The 16,355-nt window shown below is 63.3% G+C and carries 15 protein-coding genes; 4 read left to right on the forward strand and 11 right to left on the reverse strand.

Annotation, left to right across the window (positions count from 1 at the left end; translation table 11 throughout):
• The 4 genes from AAFM29_RS14380 to pepN form a co-directional block, all read right to left on the reverse strand.
• Positions 1 to 1,006, reverse strand: a 1,006-nt coding sequence (locus AAFM29_RS14380; protein ID WP_341713485.1) for a cytochrome b N-terminal domain-containing protein, incomplete at its 3' end; no start/stop codon positions are given.
• A gap of 23 nt (positions 1,007 to 1,029) precedes the next feature.
• Complete coding sequence (gene petA / locus AAFM29_RS14385) at positions 1,030 to 1,602, reverse strand: ubiquinol-cytochrome c reductase iron-sulfur subunit (RefSeq protein ID WP_341713486.1); 573 nt, start codon at positions 1,600 to 1,602, stop codon at positions 1,030 to 1,032.
• A gap of 212 nt (positions 1,603 to 1,814) precedes the next feature.
• Positions 1,815 to 2,477 carry a peptidoglycan editing factor PgeF gene (gene pgeF / locus AAFM29_RS14390; RefSeq protein ID WP_341713487.1) on the reverse strand — a complete coding sequence of 221 codons (663 nt, stop codon included), beginning with the start codon at positions 2,475 to 2,477 and terminating at the stop codon, positions 1,815 to 1,817.
• Positions 2,470 to 5,121, reverse strand: a complete 2,652-nt coding sequence (pepN, locus tag AAFM29_RS14395; RefSeq protein WP_341713499.1) for an aminopeptidase N — start codon at positions 5,119 to 5,121, stop codon at positions 2,470 to 2,472. Before pepN ends, pgeF begins: the two co-directional genes overlap by 8 nt.
• 150 nt (positions 5,122 to 5,271) lie before the next feature.
• Between pepN and AAFM29_RS14400 the strand changes: the two genes are divergently transcribed.
• The gene (locus AAFM29_RS14400) at positions 5,272 to 6,519 is read left to right on the forward strand and encodes a M48 family metallopeptidase (protein ID WP_341713488.1); all 1,248 of its coding nucleotides are present in this window, start codon (positions 5,272 to 5,274) and stop codon (positions 6,517 to 6,519) included.
• The gene (locus AAFM29_RS14405; protein ID WP_341713489.1) at positions 6,516 to 7,301 is read left to right on the forward strand and encodes an SDR family NAD(P)-dependent oxidoreductase; all 786 of its coding nucleotides are present in this window, start codon (positions 6,516 to 6,518) and stop codon (positions 7,299 to 7,301) included. Before AAFM29_RS14400 ends, AAFM29_RS14405 begins: the two co-directional genes overlap by 4 nt.
• Here AAFM29_RS14405 and AAFM29_RS14410 read toward each other — a convergent pair.
• Together AAFM29_RS14410 and AAFM29_RS14415 are read right to left on the reverse strand one after the other, a co-directional pair.
• Entirely contained in the window at positions 7,285 to 8,229 is a 945-nt protein-coding gene (locus AAFM29_RS14410; RefSeq protein ID WP_341713490.1) for an EamA family transporter, read from the reverse strand. The two genes, AAFM29_RS14405 and AAFM29_RS14410, sit on opposite strands and share 17 nt — an antisense overlap.
• Complete coding sequence (locus AAFM29_RS14415; RefSeq protein ID WP_341713491.1) at positions 8,226 to 9,221, reverse strand: beta-eliminating lyase-related protein; 996 nt, start codon at positions 9,219 to 9,221, stop codon at positions 8,226 to 8,228. Before AAFM29_RS14415 ends, AAFM29_RS14410 begins: the two co-directional genes overlap by 4 nt.
• A 50-nt stretch (positions 9,222 to 9,271) precedes the next feature.
• Between AAFM29_RS14415 and AAFM29_RS14420 the strand changes: the two genes are divergently transcribed.
• Positions 9,272 to 9,571, forward strand: a complete 300-nt coding sequence (locus tag AAFM29_RS14420; protein WP_341713492.1) for a GNAT family N-acetyltransferase — start codon at positions 9,272 to 9,274, stop codon at positions 9,569 to 9,571.
• Between the two features lie 4 nt (positions 9,572 to 9,575).
• Here AAFM29_RS14420 and AAFM29_RS14425 read toward each other — a convergent pair whose 3' ends face one another.
• Both AAFM29_RS14425 and AAFM29_RS14430 read right to left on the reverse strand, forming a co-directional pair.
• Positions 9,576 to 11,093, reverse strand: a complete 1,518-nt coding sequence (locus AAFM29_RS14425) for a PH domain-containing protein (protein ID WP_341713493.1) — start codon at positions 11,091 to 11,093, stop codon at positions 9,576 to 9,578.
• Positions 11,090 to 11,554: a PH domain-containing protein gene (locus tag AAFM29_RS14430; protein WP_341713494.1), complete on the reverse strand. Its 465-nt coding sequence runs from the start codon at positions 11,552 to 11,554 to the stop codon at positions 11,090 to 11,092. The genes AAFM29_RS14425 and AAFM29_RS14430 overlap by 4 nt, the downstream gene beginning before the upstream one ends.
• An 88-nt stretch (positions 11,555 to 11,642) precedes the next feature.
• On the opposite strand from AAFM29_RS14430, the gene AAFM29_RS14435 reads away from it, so the two are divergent.
• Positions 11,643 to 12,539, forward strand: a complete 897-nt coding sequence (locus tag AAFM29_RS14435; protein ID WP_341713495.1) for an SDR family oxidoreductase — start codon at positions 11,643 to 11,645, stop codon at positions 12,537 to 12,539.
• On the opposite strand, the gene AAFM29_RS14440 is transcribed toward AAFM29_RS14435, so the two are convergent.
• From AAFM29_RS14440 to AAFM29_RS14450, 3 genes are all read right to left on the reverse strand, one after another.
• On the reverse strand, positions 12,536 to 12,946 hold the full coding sequence (locus AAFM29_RS14440) for a DUF3035 domain-containing protein (protein ID WP_341713496.1): 411 nt from the start codon (positions 12,944 to 12,946) through the stop codon (positions 12,536 to 12,538). The genes AAFM29_RS14435 and AAFM29_RS14440 overlap by 4 nt on opposite strands.
• The gene (gene lspA / locus AAFM29_RS14445) at positions 12,946 to 13,482 is read right to left on the reverse strand and encodes a signal peptidase II (protein ID WP_341713497.1); all 537 of its coding nucleotides are present in this window, start codon (positions 13,480 to 13,482) and stop codon (positions 12,946 to 12,948) included. The genes AAFM29_RS14440 and lspA overlap by 1 nt, the downstream gene beginning before the upstream one ends.
• Positions 13,479 to 16,355, reverse strand: a 2,877-nt coding sequence (locus AAFM29_RS14450; protein ID WP_341713498.1) for a class I tRNA ligase family protein, incomplete at its 5' end; no start/stop codon positions are given. The genes AAFM29_RS14450 and lspA, both read right to left, overlap by 4 nt.

A 16,355-nucleotide genomic window follows, 5' to 3' on the forward strand; every position in this document is an offset into this window, starting at 1 on the left:
TGTCGAGCCAGGGCAGGAAGAACCACACCAGGATCGCGCTGAACATGGCGAGCACACCCATCAGCTTGGCCGGAATGAAGAAGAAGTCCGCCGTGAAAGCACGCAGGATTGCGTAGAACGGCCAGAAATACCATTCGGGAACGATATTAGCCGGGGTCGAGAGCGGGTTCGCTTCGATGTAGTTGTCCGGGTGGCCGAGATAGTTCGGCAGGAAGAACACCAGCGCGAAGTAGAACAGCAGCGCCACGCCCAGGCCGAAGCCGTCCTTCGCCGTGTAATAGGGGTGGAACGGGATCGTATCGCTTTCCTGCTTCACTTCAACGCCAGTCGGGTTCGACGAACCCGGGATGTGCAGCGCCCAGATGTGCAGGATCACGACGCCGGCGATCACGAAGGGCAGCAGGAAGTGCAGCGAGAAGAAGCGGTTGAGGGTCGAGTTGTCGGGCGCATAGCCGCCTAGCAACCAGATCTGGATCGGTTCGCCAACAAGCGGGATCGCGCCGAACAGGCCGGTGATGACCTTGGCACCCCAGAAGCTCATCTGGCCCCAGGGCAGGACGTAACCCATGAAGGCGGTCGCCATCATCAACAGGAAGATGACCACGCCGAGCAGCCAGATCATCTCGCGCGGAGCCTTGTACGAACTGTAGAAGAAGCCGCGGAAGATATGCAGGTAGACGACTATGAAGAAGAAGCTCGCGCCGTTGGCATGGGCATAGCGCATCAGCCAGCCCCAGTTGACGTCGCGCATGATGTGCTCTGTCGTGGCGAAGGCGACCGACGCGTTCGCTGCATAATGCATCGCCAGCACCACGCCGGTTACGATCTGCAGAACCAGGAAGAAGCCGGCGAGTACGCCGAAGTTCCAGAAATACGACAGGTTGCGCGGCACCGGATAACCGGCACCTACGGCGTTATAGACCAGGCGCGGCAACGGCAGCTTCTCGTCCATGAACTTCATGAACGGATTGGTCGGGGTATATTCCTTGGCCCAGGGAAAGCTCATGGTGTCTCTCTCGTCTTTCAGGCTTAGCCGACGCGCACGACAGTGTCGGAGGCGAACTCATATTCCGGCACCTCGAGGTTCTTCGGCGCCGGACCTTTGCGAATGCGGCCAGCGGTATCGTAGTGCGAACCGTGGCACGGGCAGAAATATCCGCCGAACTCGCCCTTCACCTCGCCTTCAGCGGCACCCAACGGGACACAGCCGAGATGGGTGCAGACACCCATGGTGATCAGCATGTCGCCGTGACCTTCCTTGGTCCGCTCTTCGAGCGACTGAGGATCACGAAGCGACGAAACATCGACGTCGTTAGCCTGCTGCACTTCGGCCGGCGTCAGGCGACGCACGAACAGCGGCTGCTTGCGGAACACGGCCTTGATGGCCTGACCAGGCTCGATCGCCGACACGTCGACTTCGGTCGAGCTGGCGGCGAGCACATCCTTCGACGGCGCCATCTGGCTGACCAGCGGATAGACGACCGCGAGGCCGCCGATACCCGCCGCGCTGACGGCTGCGATGTCGAGGAAGTCGCGCCGACGGATACCGTCGTCAGTCGCGCCAGCCATTTCGGGAGTTGCGGTTGCAGCGGAGTCTGCCATCAGCGCCTTGCCTTACCTGCCTTGTTCCGGCGCCAGGACCCAGGATCGGACTGGCGCAATTTGCGATCTCGTAACCGGACGGGGACGGACCACGAATGCCTGCAAGAAGCCTGCGCGAAAGCCCCCGGAATCCCGGTTTGGTGGCGCCTCTAGCGGCTATGCGACAGGTTGCCAACAGCCATTTTGGCGGCTGTCCTCCATCAACTGCACCGTCAATTGGGCAAGCCGATGACGCTCAGCTGCCGACCCCCGGTGTCTTCGCCACGGTGGGTGGCGCGGCGGAAGGAGAAGAACTTGGTCGGATCGGCATAGGTGTCCTGCGCCAGGTCATCGATCACCGTCACTCCGGCACGCCGTAGCCGGAATGCAACGTAGGCGGGGAGATCGAACTGCCAATGCCCGCTGCGACCGGGTGCGAAGAAGGCGTCATCTTCGCGACCGAACTGCTCCCTGAATCCCACGTCGACCTCATAACTCGCCTGCGCGATGGTGGGCCCGATGGCGGCGCGCACCCGGTCCGCCTGCGCTCCGAGTTCCTTCATTGCGTCCAGCGTGTTTTCGATCACCCCGCCATGCGCTCCGCGCCAGCCCGCATGCGCCGCGCCGACGACGCCCGCCTGCGGGTCGTGGAACAACACCGGCGCACAATCCGCGGTAACGATTCCCAACAACAGTCCAGGCCGGTCGGTGACAAGCGCATCTGCCGAGGGGAGAACGTCGCAAGGATCCTTCACAATAAGGGTGTCGGGCGAATGCACCTGATTGACGCGGATGAGCGAGGCGCCGGGAAGCACATCGCCGGCCGCAATCCCGGCACGCGTCGAGAAGCCGTGTGGTACCGAGCCCATCAGTCCGGAGCGAAGCACCTCAGCCAAGCGAACGGGTGACCTGTTCGAGTGTGTCTCTTGAAAGGTTTGGCGAGGCAGCAATTCGCTCCAGCTCCGCCCGCATCAGCGCCGCGCGACCCGGTTCGATCCGGCGCCAGCGGCCAAGCGGCGGAACGAACCGCGCCGCAGTCTGCGGATTGATCGGATCGAGCGCGAGAATCAGGTCAGCGACCATCCGGTATCCTTCGCCACTTGCGGCATGGAATGCCGATGGGTTCCCGGCAAAGGCCATGTAGAGCGAGCGAACGCGATTGGGGTTGCGCAGGGTGAAGTCCGGATGATCGGCCAGCGCCCGGACATGCGCGATCGACTGCGGATGGAGCGATGAAGCCTGCAGGGCGAACCACTTGTCGATGACCAGTGCGTTGCCTTGATAGCGGTTGTAGAAATCTGCCAATCGCTCGGAACGCTCGTCTGTGGCCAGGCCAGCCAGTACCATAAGTGCGCCTTGCCGGTCGGTCATGTTGTCGGCAGAATCATATTGTGCCGCGGCCAGCTCAGAAGCTCGCACGGGATCGGCTGCGGCAAGATAGGTCAGCGCAATCGTCTTGACCTTGCGCGCCCCCTTGCCCGTCGCGTCCATGGTGAAGGGCAGGGCCGAAGCCCGCGCATGCATCGCCGTGAATTCTTCCGTCAGCGCGCCACCGATAGCGGCCTTCAGCGCCTCGCGCTCCTCATGGATGCGCCCCGGATCGGCCACCAACATCTGTTCGGCGATATAGGTCTGTCCGGGCATCAGCAGCAGCTCGCCGCGCATCAGGTCATCGAGGGTGTCGTCCGCAATCACCGCGCCAAGGGCACGGACAATATCGGCGCGCGCCGCAGCACGATCATTGTCACCCATTGCCCCTGAAACCGCGGCAACGAGATGACCGGTCATCAGCTCCTGCATCGCTTCGTAGCGGGCAAAGGGATCGTCGTCCTTGGCCGCCAGGAAGACGAGGTCTTCGCGCGGAACATCGCGTTCGATGGTCACAGGCGCAGAGAAAGTACGATTGATCGACAGCACCGGCTTTTCGGCAAAGCCTTCGAAGGTGAACGTGTCCGTCGCCTTGTCGAGCACCACCAATCGCTCGCCGCCATGCGTTCCGCTGGCGCGATCGAACAGGGCGAGCTTGAGCGGGATCGGCATCGGCTGCTTGTCGGGCTGGCCCGGCGTGGATGGCACGATCTGGGTCAGTCGCAGCGTGGCGACGCCACCTTCGTGATCGAGCGCAACCGAGACCTTCGGCGTGCCGGCCTGCGAATACCACAGGCGGAACTGCTTGAGGTCGAGTCCAGCCCCATCCTCTATCGCCGTGACGAAATCCTCGCAGGTCGCCGCTTCGCCATCGTGGCGGTCGAAATAAAGGTCGGTCCCGGCACGGAAGCGCTCTTCGCCCGCCAAGGTCCGCATCATGCGGATCACCTCGGCACCCTTATTGTAAACGGTTGCCGTGTAAAAATTATTGATTTCGCTATAGGAATCTGGACGGATGGGGTGCGCCAACGGGCCCGAGTCCTCGGGGAACTGGGCCATGCGCAGGATACGCACATCCTCGATCCGCTTGACCGGGGCACTGCCCATATCCTGGCTGAACAGCTGGTCGCGCAGCACGGTGAAGCCTTCCTTGAGACTCAACTGGAACCAGTCGCGGCAAGTTATCCGATTGCCCGACCAGTTGTGGAAATACTCATGGCCGATGACGCCTTCGATCCCGTCATAATCGGCATCGGTGGCGGTTTCGGGGTCGGCGAGCACGAACTTGGTGTTGAAGACGTTGAGCCCCTTGTTCTCCATCGCGCCCATGTTGAAATCGGACACGGCAACGATGTTGAACAGGTCCAGATCATACTCGCGTCCGAAAACGTCCTCGTCCCACTTCATCGAGCGCTTGAGGCTCTCCATCGCGTGTTCGGTCCGGTCGAGATCGCCCTCGCGCACGTAGACATTGAGCTCGACCTCGCGCCCGTTGATCGTCGTGAAGCTGTCGCTGCGCGCGACCAGATCGCCCGCGACCAGCGCGAAGAGATAGGATGGCTTGGGCCAGGGGTCATGCCATTCGGCCCAATGCCTGTCGCCATCTTCACCCATGGCGGTCCGGTTGCCGTTGCACAGCAAGACCGGGAACTGCGCCTTCGGCCCGCTCATCCGTACGGTATAGGTGCTGAGCACATCGGGGCGGTCGGGGAAGAAGGTTATGCGGCGGAAACCCTCCGCTTCACACTGGGTGCAAAGCATGCCGTTCGAGGCATAAAGCCCCATCAGTTGCGAATTGGCAGCCGGCTCGATGGTCGTGGCGATACGAATCTCATGTGCTTCGCCCGTCAGCGGCAACATCAGGTCGCCATCATCCATGGCCCAGTTCGTCGCGGGCACCCCGTCAACCAGCACGCTTTCAGGCGACAACCCATCCCCGTTGAGGCGGATGACCGCCGTAGGATCGGCCTTGGCGTTGCGTATCACGGTCAGTGTCGCGACCACTCGCGTGCAGTCCAGACCGAGATCGAAGTCGAGCCTGGTTTCAGGGACCAGCCAGCCGAAGGGGCGATAATCCTCGCGCCGGATCAGCGGCGGAGCCTTGGGCTGCGGCGCGGCGTCAGCCATGTCCAGATTGCCGTCCGGGGTTTCGGGGGTGCGGGCGATATCCATGTCTCTCCTGTCGCGCTGCTGCGCGGCTTCCTCTGTCACTTCATGCAACGCCCGTCGAGCCTTCGCGTTCGCCGGTCGGCAAGAGAAGGTCGACGGATTGACAGTTTCATCCGATAGCCGCAGCCGGTTACGCGAACAGGGAGGAAGACCATGATCATCGACCTACTGGCTGCGGCCAATTCGGGATTCGATATCGAGGCGGCGACGCGCGCCTATCTCGACACGCTGCAAGGCCCCGCACGGGCCCAGTCCGATGCCTATTTCGAGGGTGGCTATTGGCTGATCCTGTGGGGCACCGTGGCAAGCGTCCTGGTCGATTGGCTCCTGCTGCACTTCCGCATAGCACATCGACTGCGTGCCTTCGGCGAAAGCCGGACACGACGCCCTTGGCTAGTGACCTGGATCACAGCGCTAGGCTACCTCCTGCTCGGCTACATCCTCACCCTGCCGTGGGCGATCTACACCGGCTTCGTCAGGGAAGCGCAGTATGGATTGATGAACTCGAGTTTCTTCGATTGGGTTGGCGAAGAGTTGATCGACTTCGCTTTCACCATGGTGATTGGGCCGCTGATTATCGTGGCAATCTATGCCTTGATACGCCGCGCCCCGCGCAGTTGGTGGGTGTGGGGCACGGGCGTTATCGGCGCATTCCTGTTCCTCGGCATCGTGATCTCACCAGTGTTCATCTCGCCGCTGTTCAACGACTACACCGAGATGGAACAGGGCCCACTACGGACCAAGATCGAAACCATCGCGGCCAAGTATGACATCCCGGCCGAGCACATCTACGTCTTTGACGCTTCGAAACAGACCAAGCGGATTTCGGCGAATGTGTCAGGCTTGGGGCCAACGATCCGCATCTCGCTCAATGACAATTTGCTCAACCGCACCAGCGAGCCCGAGATCCTTGCGGTGATGGGTCACGAGATGGGCCACTACAAACTGGATCATGTCTGGTTCGACACGATTGGACTACTCACTATCTTCGGGCTGGGCTTGTTCATTGTCAGCCGGGCGGGACCACTGCTGATCGCGCGCTACGGCCAGACCTGGGGGATACGCGATATTGCCGATCCCGCCTCAATGCCGGTGATCGCCATAGTGTTTGCGATCTATATGCTGTTCGCGACGCCAGCGACCAATTCGGTTATCCGCACGGCCGAAAGCCAGGCCGACGCCTTCGGATTGGACGCTGCGCAGGAGCCCGATGGCTTCGCCAAGGTCGCCATGCGCCTGTCCGAATATCGCAAGATCGAGCCGGGGCCGATCGAGGAATTGGTGTTCTTCGATCATCCCAGCGGCGCGGCCCGGGTACGCATGTCGATGGAGTGGAAGGCCCGGCATATGAAGGATCCGCAGATCGTGGTACCCGACGAAGGCTATCTCGACGCCAAGTGAGCAACCTGCTGATCTTCGGCCTCGGCTACACCGCCGCACGCATCGCCTCCGCCCTGCGCGCGCAAGGATGGCGAGTCGATGCGACCGGCAGTGCGGGCAATCTGACCTTTGGAGATCAGAAAGCGGTTGAAGCGGCACTAGCCGATGCAAGCCATATATTGAGCTCGGTTCCTCCCGCATCGGGCAGCGATCCGGTCCTCGATACCTATGGCCGTGAATTGGCAGGTAAGTGGTTGGGATACCTCTCCTCGACCGGCGTCTATGGCGATGCGCAAGGTGCCTGGGTCGACGAAGGATCACCCACCGGCGGCGGCCGCCGCTCCGCCCGCGCGGAAAGCGACGCCCGCTGGCTGGACCTGGGCGCCCGGAGCTTTCGCTTGCCGGGCATCTATGGCCCGGGGCGCAGTGCGCTCGATCGCGTCCGCGCGGGCAAGGCCAACCGCATCGACCTGCCCGGCCAGGTGTTCAGCCGCATCCATGTCGACGATATTGTCAGCGGGATAGTTGCAGGCATCGAGCGCAATGCCCCACCGGGTGCTTACAATCTCGCCGATGATCTGCCGTGCAGCCAGAATGCAGTGATCGAGGAAGCAGCGCGATTGTTGGGCATCGAACCTCCACCCTTGCTGACGCTCGAGGAAGCTAACCTGTCGCCCATGGCGCACGGTTTCTATGCTGAGAACCGCCGCGTCGCGAACGGCAAGGCCAGGCGGCTGCTCGGCTGGCGTCCGCTCTATCCGACCTATCGCGAAGGCCTGGCCGCGATCATGGCTCAGGCGTAGCGCGGCGCGGCGGCGGCGCGCTGCGGGTGCGCATGGCAACCAGCATGCCCGCCACGGTCACCACCGCCCCGGCAATCGCCAACGGTCCCCAGACGAAGCCTTCGAACAGCGTCGACAGGATCATCGCCACGACAGGCACCACGACCGAGGAATAGGCTGCCCGCCCCGCCCCGACCTTGCGCACCAGCCCGTAGTAGAGCGGGAAGGTGACCACCGAGCCCATCACCCCAAGGTAGAGCACACCGAGCGCATAGCTCGGTCGCGGGTCAAACTGCGGCAGACCTACGGTAACCAGCGCAAAGACGGCGTTGATCGCAACTCCGCACAGCATCGACCACGCCAGCAAGGTCAGCAGCGGCTGACGCTTGGCCCCCTCGGTCGCCTGAAGGATGTTCGCCGCGCTCGCCGAGAGAATCCCGCCGACGCACAGCAACGCACCGGTCAGTACTTCGCCCAGCGTCGCTGGAGAGGCGCGATATTCCTGCGCGAACAGCATCGCCACGCCCAAGGCGGCGATGCCCGAGCCGATCACGAATTCGCTGCGGATCGGTTGTTTGAGTACAATCCGCCCAAGGACTGCGTTGGGCACGACCAGCAGCGCGAAAATCACCGCAACGAGACCCGAGGTCACATAGCCCTCGGCGCGGTAGACGAAGGCAAAATTGAGCGAGAACTGGAAAATCCCGAGCGCGATCGCGAATGGCCAGCCCCCCTTCACCATCCGGAAGGGCTCGCCGCGCCACCGCGCCAGCATAAACATTCCCGCGGCGGCAACGATAAATCGATAGGCGATCGACCAGCTTGCCGGGACCGACGAGATCTGGTCGCGAATCACCAGCCAGGTGCCGCCCCAGATGAAGCTCACCAGCAGGAATGCGGCCAGATTACGGGGCGCGAGGAGGCTATGCTCCTCGGTATGCATGCTCATAGGCCCGCGATCGCCCGCGCCAGTGCACGCGCATCTTCTTCACGCGTATTCCAGGCGGTGACAAAGCGCGCTGCGTCCGCACCCCAGTCATAGAAGCCGAAACCCTGCACGCGTAGTGCCTCCCGTTCGCCAGCGGTGCAGCGAACAAACAGCTCGTTCGCCTCCACCGCGTGCATCAGGCGCTCACCACAGACGCTCGCGATCTCCGCCGCCGCCGCATTGGCATTGCGCGCATTGGCCAGCCACACGTCATTGTCGAGCATGGCGTGTATCTGCGCGGCGAGGTAGCGGCCCTTAGACTGCAAATGTCCTGCGCGTTTGCGGCGATAGCGGGCGACATCGGCCAGTTCCGGATCGAAGAACACGATCGCCTCGGCGCTCATCCCGCCGTTCTTGACGAAGCCGAAGCTCAGCGCATCAATCGGTCCCGCCGCCTCACCTGGAGAGCAGCCGAGGAAGGCCACGGCATTGCCAAAGCGCGCACCATCCATATGCAGGCCCAGGCCGCGTTGCTCGGCCAGCGCGGCGATCGCGACGACCTCTTCGGGGCGATAGCTGCGGCCATATTCGCTCGCCTGCGTGATCGAGATCGCGTGCGGCTGTACCTGGTGGACGTCATCGCGTATCGGATCGATCACCGCGCGGATGGCATCCGGGGTCAGCTTGGCCCCTTCGCCATGCGCCAGCAGCAGTTTGGCGCCGTGGAGGTAGAAGCCGGGAGCGCCACCCTCGTCCACCTCGATATGCGCCTCCTCATGGCACACCACGCCGCCATGCGGCTGGACCATGGTAGCCAGCGCAAGGCAATTCGCCGCCGTCCCTGTCGCCACCCACAGCACCGCGCATTCGCGACCGAACAGCGCCGAAACCTTTTCATCGAGCCCGGCGCTGATCGTATCGCCGTCATAGGGCGCATCGGGATTGTCGGCGGCATGCAGTGCATCCCACACTGCAGGATGGACGCTGGCGGCATTGTCGGACAGGAACTGCATCGGAACGCGCATAACCGCGGGTGCATTGGTTGCACAGAAAGGAATTCTGCATGAGCGACAGCAAGGCCATCAGCGTCGAGCGGCGAGACCACGGCAAGCACGGGACCTATGTCATCCGCACGCCGGGCCTGACAAGCCACGCCACACTGACCTGGACTGCGAGCGAAGGCGTGCGGCACGCCACACACACTTTTGTGCCCGACGAACTGCGCGGCAAGGGTATTGCGGGCAGGCTGATCGATGCGCTGGTCGCTGACGCGCGCGAACAGGGATTCCGCATTGCACCCGAATGCAGCTATGTCGTCGCTGCGTTCCAGCGCCACCCCGAATGGGCGGACTTGCGCGCCTAGCTGATCACAGCGGGACGTTGAGCTCGGAAAAATCGGTCCCGGCAATCGAATCGAGCACGGCGGCACGAATGCGTTGCGCGTCCTCAAGCGGGACCCCACGCATCCGCAACTTGCCCCCAGCCAGCCCGAAATGGAGGTCGGCATAGCCGCGTAGCCTGCCCAACGGACCCCGGGCAATCTCGACCGACTGGAGCTTGATTCGCGAGGCGATGGCGAGACTGGGGGCCAGCCAGCCATGCCGTGAATAGAGCTGGCGCGAGTCGATGGCATGGCAATCGAAGCGCCAGCGCAGATATTCATGCAGCGGGATCCAGACGAAGCCGACCAGCGCCACGCCAATTGCAATGGGCCACTGGCCGAAGGCGAGATTGCCGAGCGCAACCATGCCCAGGGCCACCGCCCCAATGATCGCCCGGTCGAGACGGTATGCAATTGCCGAAGGATGCCATTCGACTTGGATAGACGGCAGCGCAAAGCCGGTTTCCGCGACCACCGGGGCGATCTCTTCCATCCGGCCGAAGGGCACCGCATCGTGATTGGCAGAGCCGCTGTCGCTGGCCAGGCTGACGACCTTGAGTGAATGCCAGCCGAAACGGCGCCGCAAGATACCCGTGCCCAGCCGCAGCGCCTGCACGCGATGCAGCGGCATGACTACATCGGTTCGGGTCAGCAATCCGCGCCTGCGGCGCAAACCCTTTTCACCACGTTCCAGGCGGAAATCCCATTCGCGCAAGGCCGTGCGAGCAAGCCCCGTGACGGTACCGACCAGCAACAGCGAACCGAGGGCCAGCGCGATCCCGATAACCTGCGCCACGAGACCGAACTGGGCGAGCCGATGGCCCGGCCCGTCGAGCGCCGCATACCATTGGCGCACATCCCACCATTCGAAAGGCAGCAGGAAATCGAACTGCTGCGCCGCGCCGCCAACGAATGCCACGACCGCCAGGGAGAATTCGAACAGCCCGAGCGTCAGGACGCGCCGCGGACCCATCGCGAAGAGCAGGACCTCCGGCTCTTCCCTATCCACCGCCTCCGCTTCGGGGAGCACTTCGACCCCGTCACGACGCGCGCGAACGAGCTGGCGCAGTCGCTCCCCTTCCTCTTCAGCCAGGAAGGACAGCTTGAGGTCCTCGCCGCCACCGGCACCGGTCTCGAACTTGACTTCGGTCAGTCCGAACAGACGGGGCAGGAATTTCTGTTCGAGGCTGACGTCCTGGATCCGTTCATAGGGTACCGAACGCGCCGAGCGCGACAGAAGGCCGCTTTCGACCCGGATATCGTTTTCGCGGACTTCATATGTCAGCCGGAGCCAGCGCATATAGGCCAGCGCGAAGTTAATCGCGATCACCGCCAGCACGAAGGGCAAGGCATAGACCAGCTTGTCGGCATCGCCTGCCTTGTCGAAGATCGTCGCCCCGGCAATCGCCAGCGGCACGACAAGCTGCGTCATCATCGACACAGCCTTGACCGCGAAGGTGCGCGGATCGGTGCGCTGCGGCATATGGGCCGAGGCTTCGATCATTGCGTGTCGCGGCGGATTGCGGCGCGGATATCCTCGCGGATCGCCGCCGCATCCGCCTGGGCAAGACCCGGCAGTGAAACCGAGGCATTGTGTGTCCCCGCAGTGTGCACCGTCAGCGTCGCCAGGCCGAAGGCCCGTTCGAGCGGCCCCTGGTCAACATCGATATGCTGAACCCGACCGAAGGGGACCACCGAATCCGATCGGAACAGGATGCCGCGCACCACGCGCAACCGCTCGCCCTCGAGCGAATAGCCGCGTGCGGCGTAGCGCCGCATCGGCATGCGGATGAGTAGCCACAGGGCGAAAAGGCCCACTGGCAGCCATACCGCACCGGTATATCCCGGTATCGCGATCTCCGCGATGGACGCCCCCGCGAGCAGCACGGCGGCGACGATTCCGAATTTGACCCGCAGCATGCTGGCATAGGCCGGGTCGAGTGGGGTCAGGTTCTCTGCGTCCATGCCGTTCTAGCTAGGCAATACACTGTCGCGATTCAATCTGGTTTCGACCCCTTCCTGCGCTATGCCGCCAAGACTGAGGGAGAGAGACATGGACATTTCGAAGCTGATGTTCCGCGAAGGGCTGATGCAAGGCGAGCGAATCCTGGTCACCGGCGGGGGCACCGGACTGGGGCGCGAGATGAGCGAAGCCTTCCTGAAGCTGGGTGCAGAGGTGCACATTTGCGGGCGACGGCAGGGCAAGCTGGACGAGACGGCCGAAGAGCTCATGGCGGCACACGGCGGCAAGGTTGTGGGCCATGCCTGCGACATCCGCTCCCCCGAAGCGATCAAGGCCATGGTCGATGCAATCTGGGCGCATGGTCCGCTGACCGGCGTGGTCAACAACGCTGCGGGCAATTTCATCAGCCGGACCGAAGATCTTTCGATCAACGGCTTCAACGCAATCAGCGACATCGTCTTTCGCGGGACCTTCTATGTCACGCATGAAGTCGGCACCCGGCTGATTGCCGAAGGGCGCAAGGCCAGCTTCCTCGCCATCCTCACCACATGGGTGTGGAACGGCGGCGCCTTCGTGGTGCCCAGCGCGATGAGCAAGGCGGGGATCAATGTCATGACCCAAAGCCTGGCGGTCGAATGGGGCCGCTATGGCCTGCGTTTCAACGCTATCGCACCGGGGCTATTCCCGACCAAGGGCATGAGCGCGCGGCTTGCGCCCGGTGGGCGAGGAGGCAATTCGAACGACGATCTTAACCCCATGGGCCGCCATGGCGAGATGCACGAACTCGCCAACCTCGCCGTGTTCCTGATGGGTCCGGGGGCAGAATGGGTGAACGGCCAGACCATCGCGATCGACGGCGCCGGATATCAGGCGACCGGCGGGACATTCTGGGGTGCGCTCCACGGCCTCGGCGATGCCGAGTGGGAGCAGATGCGCGCCATGATCAAGAATACCAACGCCGCCGACAAGGCGGAGCGATCAGCTTAACCCGGTATCACGGCCTGCGCGCTGGCGCCGTCACCTTCAGGTGCGGCGATGATGTCGCGAGTGACCGAGCCCTTGGCCACGGTCGCGGTCTCCGGATCGCCGACGCTCGAACGGATACCAGGATCCGCTGCGCCGGCACGGTCGAGCACGCTGGTTTCGACCCGCGAACGCGGTGCCGGACCACCGAACAGCGCGTCGAGCGCCTGCTCGGCCGCCGTGCCTTCACCCGGGCGCGGAGCGCCGGGGGCGGGCGGGGTCAGGTTGAAATCGGGCGGAACCACCAGCGGAGCCTGCCGCTGAACCGCCATTTCGTCAGGCCGGTCGCGATTGAAGATCCCACCACCACCGCAGGCCGCGGTCATGGCAGCGAGGCCGGCAGCAAGGGCGAAACGGGCAAGCTTGGTCATCAGATGGTCTCCGCGGCGCCAGGCGCCTCTGGGGTCTCGGTATCGCTGTCCTTGTCGCGCATGAAGACTGCCCGCGCAAGGACGATGAGAACGCCGATGGTGATAGCTGCATCGGCAACGTTGAAGATCAGGAACGGGCGCCACGTGCCGAAGTGTAGGTCGGCGAAATCGACGACATAGCCAAACTCGTAACGGTCGCGGATATTGCCCAGCGCCCCGCCGAGGATCAGCGCCAGCGCCAGGATATCGCCCAGCAGTTTCTCGCGCAGCATCCAGATGGTCACGGTCAGCGCAATCAGCCCGGTAACGAGCACCAGGCCCCAGCGCATTTCCGGGCTGGTCGCCTCGAACATGCCGAGCGAGACACCGAAATTGCGGGTGAAGCGCAGGTCGAAGATCGAGACGATTTGCATCGAATCGCCGATTTCATCGATGCTCAACGGGCCGGTGACGTACCACTTGGTCCACTGATCGATGGCCAGGACCAGCAGCGCCACCGCGCAGCCGATCAGGCGATAGCGCAGCACAGGGGTCATGCGGCAGCGTCCATGCTTGCGACCACCGGCTCGCAGCGGTCGCATAGCGCGCCGTCTTCGGGCACGCTGGGAAGCAGACGCCAGCAGCGTCCGCACTTGTGTTCGGATGTCCGGCCCACACTCACGCCCTCGCTATCGCCGCGCGTCACTGACGCGGTGATGAACAACTCGGCAAGATCGGCATCGTTGAAGCCCTCGGGGACCCGTGCGGCGGGCACCGCCACTTCGGCCTCAAGGCTGGAGCGGATGGTCTTGTCGCGGCGCAGCGGCTCGATCGCTTCGGTCACTTCCTCACGCAGTGCGCGCAGGGCAGCGAAGCGGGTGGCCAGGGCCGGGTCGCTCCAGTCGGCGGGCAAGTCGTGCACTTCGAGCAGGTGTACGCTGCCGCGCTCGGGGAACCGTGTCCCCCATACCTCTTCGGCGGTGAACACCAGCACCGGCGCGGCATAGCGGACAAGCGCCTGGAACAGGATATCGAGCACGGTGCGATAGGCGCGCCGTTCGGTCCCCGCCGGATCGTCGCAATAGAGCCGGTCCTTGCGGATATCGAAGAAGAAGGCCGACAGGTCTTCGTTGCAGAAGTCGATCAGAGCGCGGGTATATTCGTTGAAGTCGTAGTCGACGATCGCGCGGCGGATCGTCGCATCGAGCGCTACCAGCCGGTCGAGCATGTACCGCTCGAGCTCGGGCATTTCGGCAAACCCGACATGCTCGCTCTCGTAGTCGAACCCGTCGAGCGCGCCGAGTAGGTAGCGGAAGGTGTTGCGCAGCTTGCGATACTGGTCGGCGACACCTTTCAGGATCTCGTCGCCGATGCGGTGATCCTCGGTGAAATCGACGCTCAGCGCCCACAGGCGGATGATGTCCGCCCCATAGGTTTCCATGACCTTGATCGGGTCGACAGTGTTGCCGAGGCTCTTCGACATCTTGCGCCCGTCGCTCGCCATGGTGAAGCCATGCGTCAGGATCTGATCGTAAGGCGCGCGGCCGCGGGTGGCGCAGCTTTCGAGCAGCGAGGACTGGAACCAGCCGCGATGCTGGTCGCTGCCTTCGAGGTAGAGGTCGGCCGGCCACTGCACATCGCCCCAGCGGCCACTTTCGAGCACGAAGGCGTGGGTACAGCCCGAATCGAACCACACGTCGAGAATGTCGGTGACCATCTCGAATTCGTTGGGGTCGTAGTCCGGGCCGAGGAAAGCAGCCTTGTTGCCTTCGTTCCAAGCGTCCATGCCCTCTTCGCGCACCGCCGCAATCACGCGCGCGTTGACGCCGGGGTCCTGCAGATAGCTGCCGTCGGAGCGCACGAAGAGCGTGATCGGCACGCCCCAGGCGCGCTGACGGCTGAGCACCCAGTCGGGCCGCCCCTCGACCATCGCGCCAAGGCGGTTGCGGCCCTTTTCGGGCACGAAGCGCGTATCGGCGATGGCCTGCATCGCGCGTTCGCGCAGTGTCGAATGATCGTGACTGACGAAGGGCGCAATGGCCCCGCCCAACGGACTGCCGGGGGCGACGTCGAAATCGCCCACGCCCAGCGGCTTGTCCATCGGCACAAACCATTGCGGGGTGCAGCGGAAGATGACCTTGGCCTTCGACCGCCAGCTATGCGGGTAGGAATGCTGATAGTCTTCGCTCGCAGCGAGCAGCGCACCAGCCTCGCGCAGATCCGAGCAGATTGGGCCTTCGGGCGCATTGAAGGGCTTGTTGATGACGCTACGGCGGCGCTCGTCGCTACCGCCCAGCCAGGGCCAGTCGTCGCGATAGCGCCCGTCGTTCATCACCGCGAATTGCGGCTCGATCCCGTTCGCCTTACACAGCTCGAAATCGTCCTCTCCATGGTCAGGCGACATGTGGACGAGGCCGGTGCCGCTATCGGTGGTGACGAAATCACCCGGCAGGAAGGGACGCGGCTTGGCATAGAACCCGCCGAGATGGTGCATCGGGTGGCGCGCGACGGTTCCGGCGAGGTCGGAGCCTTTGATCGAAGCATCACGCTCGGAATACGGATCGATATACTCTTGGAGCGATGGCGCCACGGCATCGCCGTAGTCGAGCGCCTTAGCCATTCTGTTCAGTCGATCAGCAAAGGGAGTTGCCAATTCCTTTGCGACAAGAAACTTGGAAATGCGGTTTGTGTGGAACGGGATTCCGGCTGCTGCCAGAACCTCGTTAACCTGTTTGTCGAATTTCCCACCAGTTCCGGGTGTATCAGCCGTAACTGACAGGAGGACGTACTCAACATACGGCCCATAGGCGATCGCCTGGTTGACCGGGATCGTCCACGGCGTCGTCGTCCAGATTACCGCATGCGCGCCGACAAGTTCGGGGATCGGCGATTCCGTGATCTCGAACGCCACGTCGATCTGGGTCGAGACAATGTCCTCGTACTCGACCTCGGCTTCGGCCAGAGCGGTTTCCTCGACCGGGGACCACATTACCGGCTTCGAACCGCGATAGAGATTGCCCGCCTCGGCCAGCTTCATCAGTTCGGCGACGATGATCGCTTCGCTTTCCTTCTGCATGGTGAGGTAGGGATTGTCCCAATCGGCCATTACGCCGAGGCGCTTCAACTGCTCACGCTGGACGTCGACCCAGTGCTGGGCATAGGCGCGGCATTCATCGCGGAAGGCCTTGACCTCGGCCTCGTTGCGGCCGTTGCCCGACAGAACCGGCTTGGCCTTCTTGTCCTTGCGGTACTGCTCTTCGACCTTCCATTCGATCGGCAGGCCATGGCAGTCCCAGCCGGGCACATAGGGCGCATCCTTGCCCAGCAGATTCTGCGTGCGGCAGACCATGTCCTTGAGCGTGTGGTTGAGCGCATGGCCGATGTGCATGTCGCCATTGGCGTAGGGCGGGCCATCGTGGAAGATGAACTT

It is taken from the genome of Erythrobacter sp. (genome assembly GCF_038133525.1).
Classification (GTDB): Bacteria; Pseudomonadota; Alphaproteobacteria; order Sphingomonadales; family Sphingomonadaceae; genus Qipengyuania.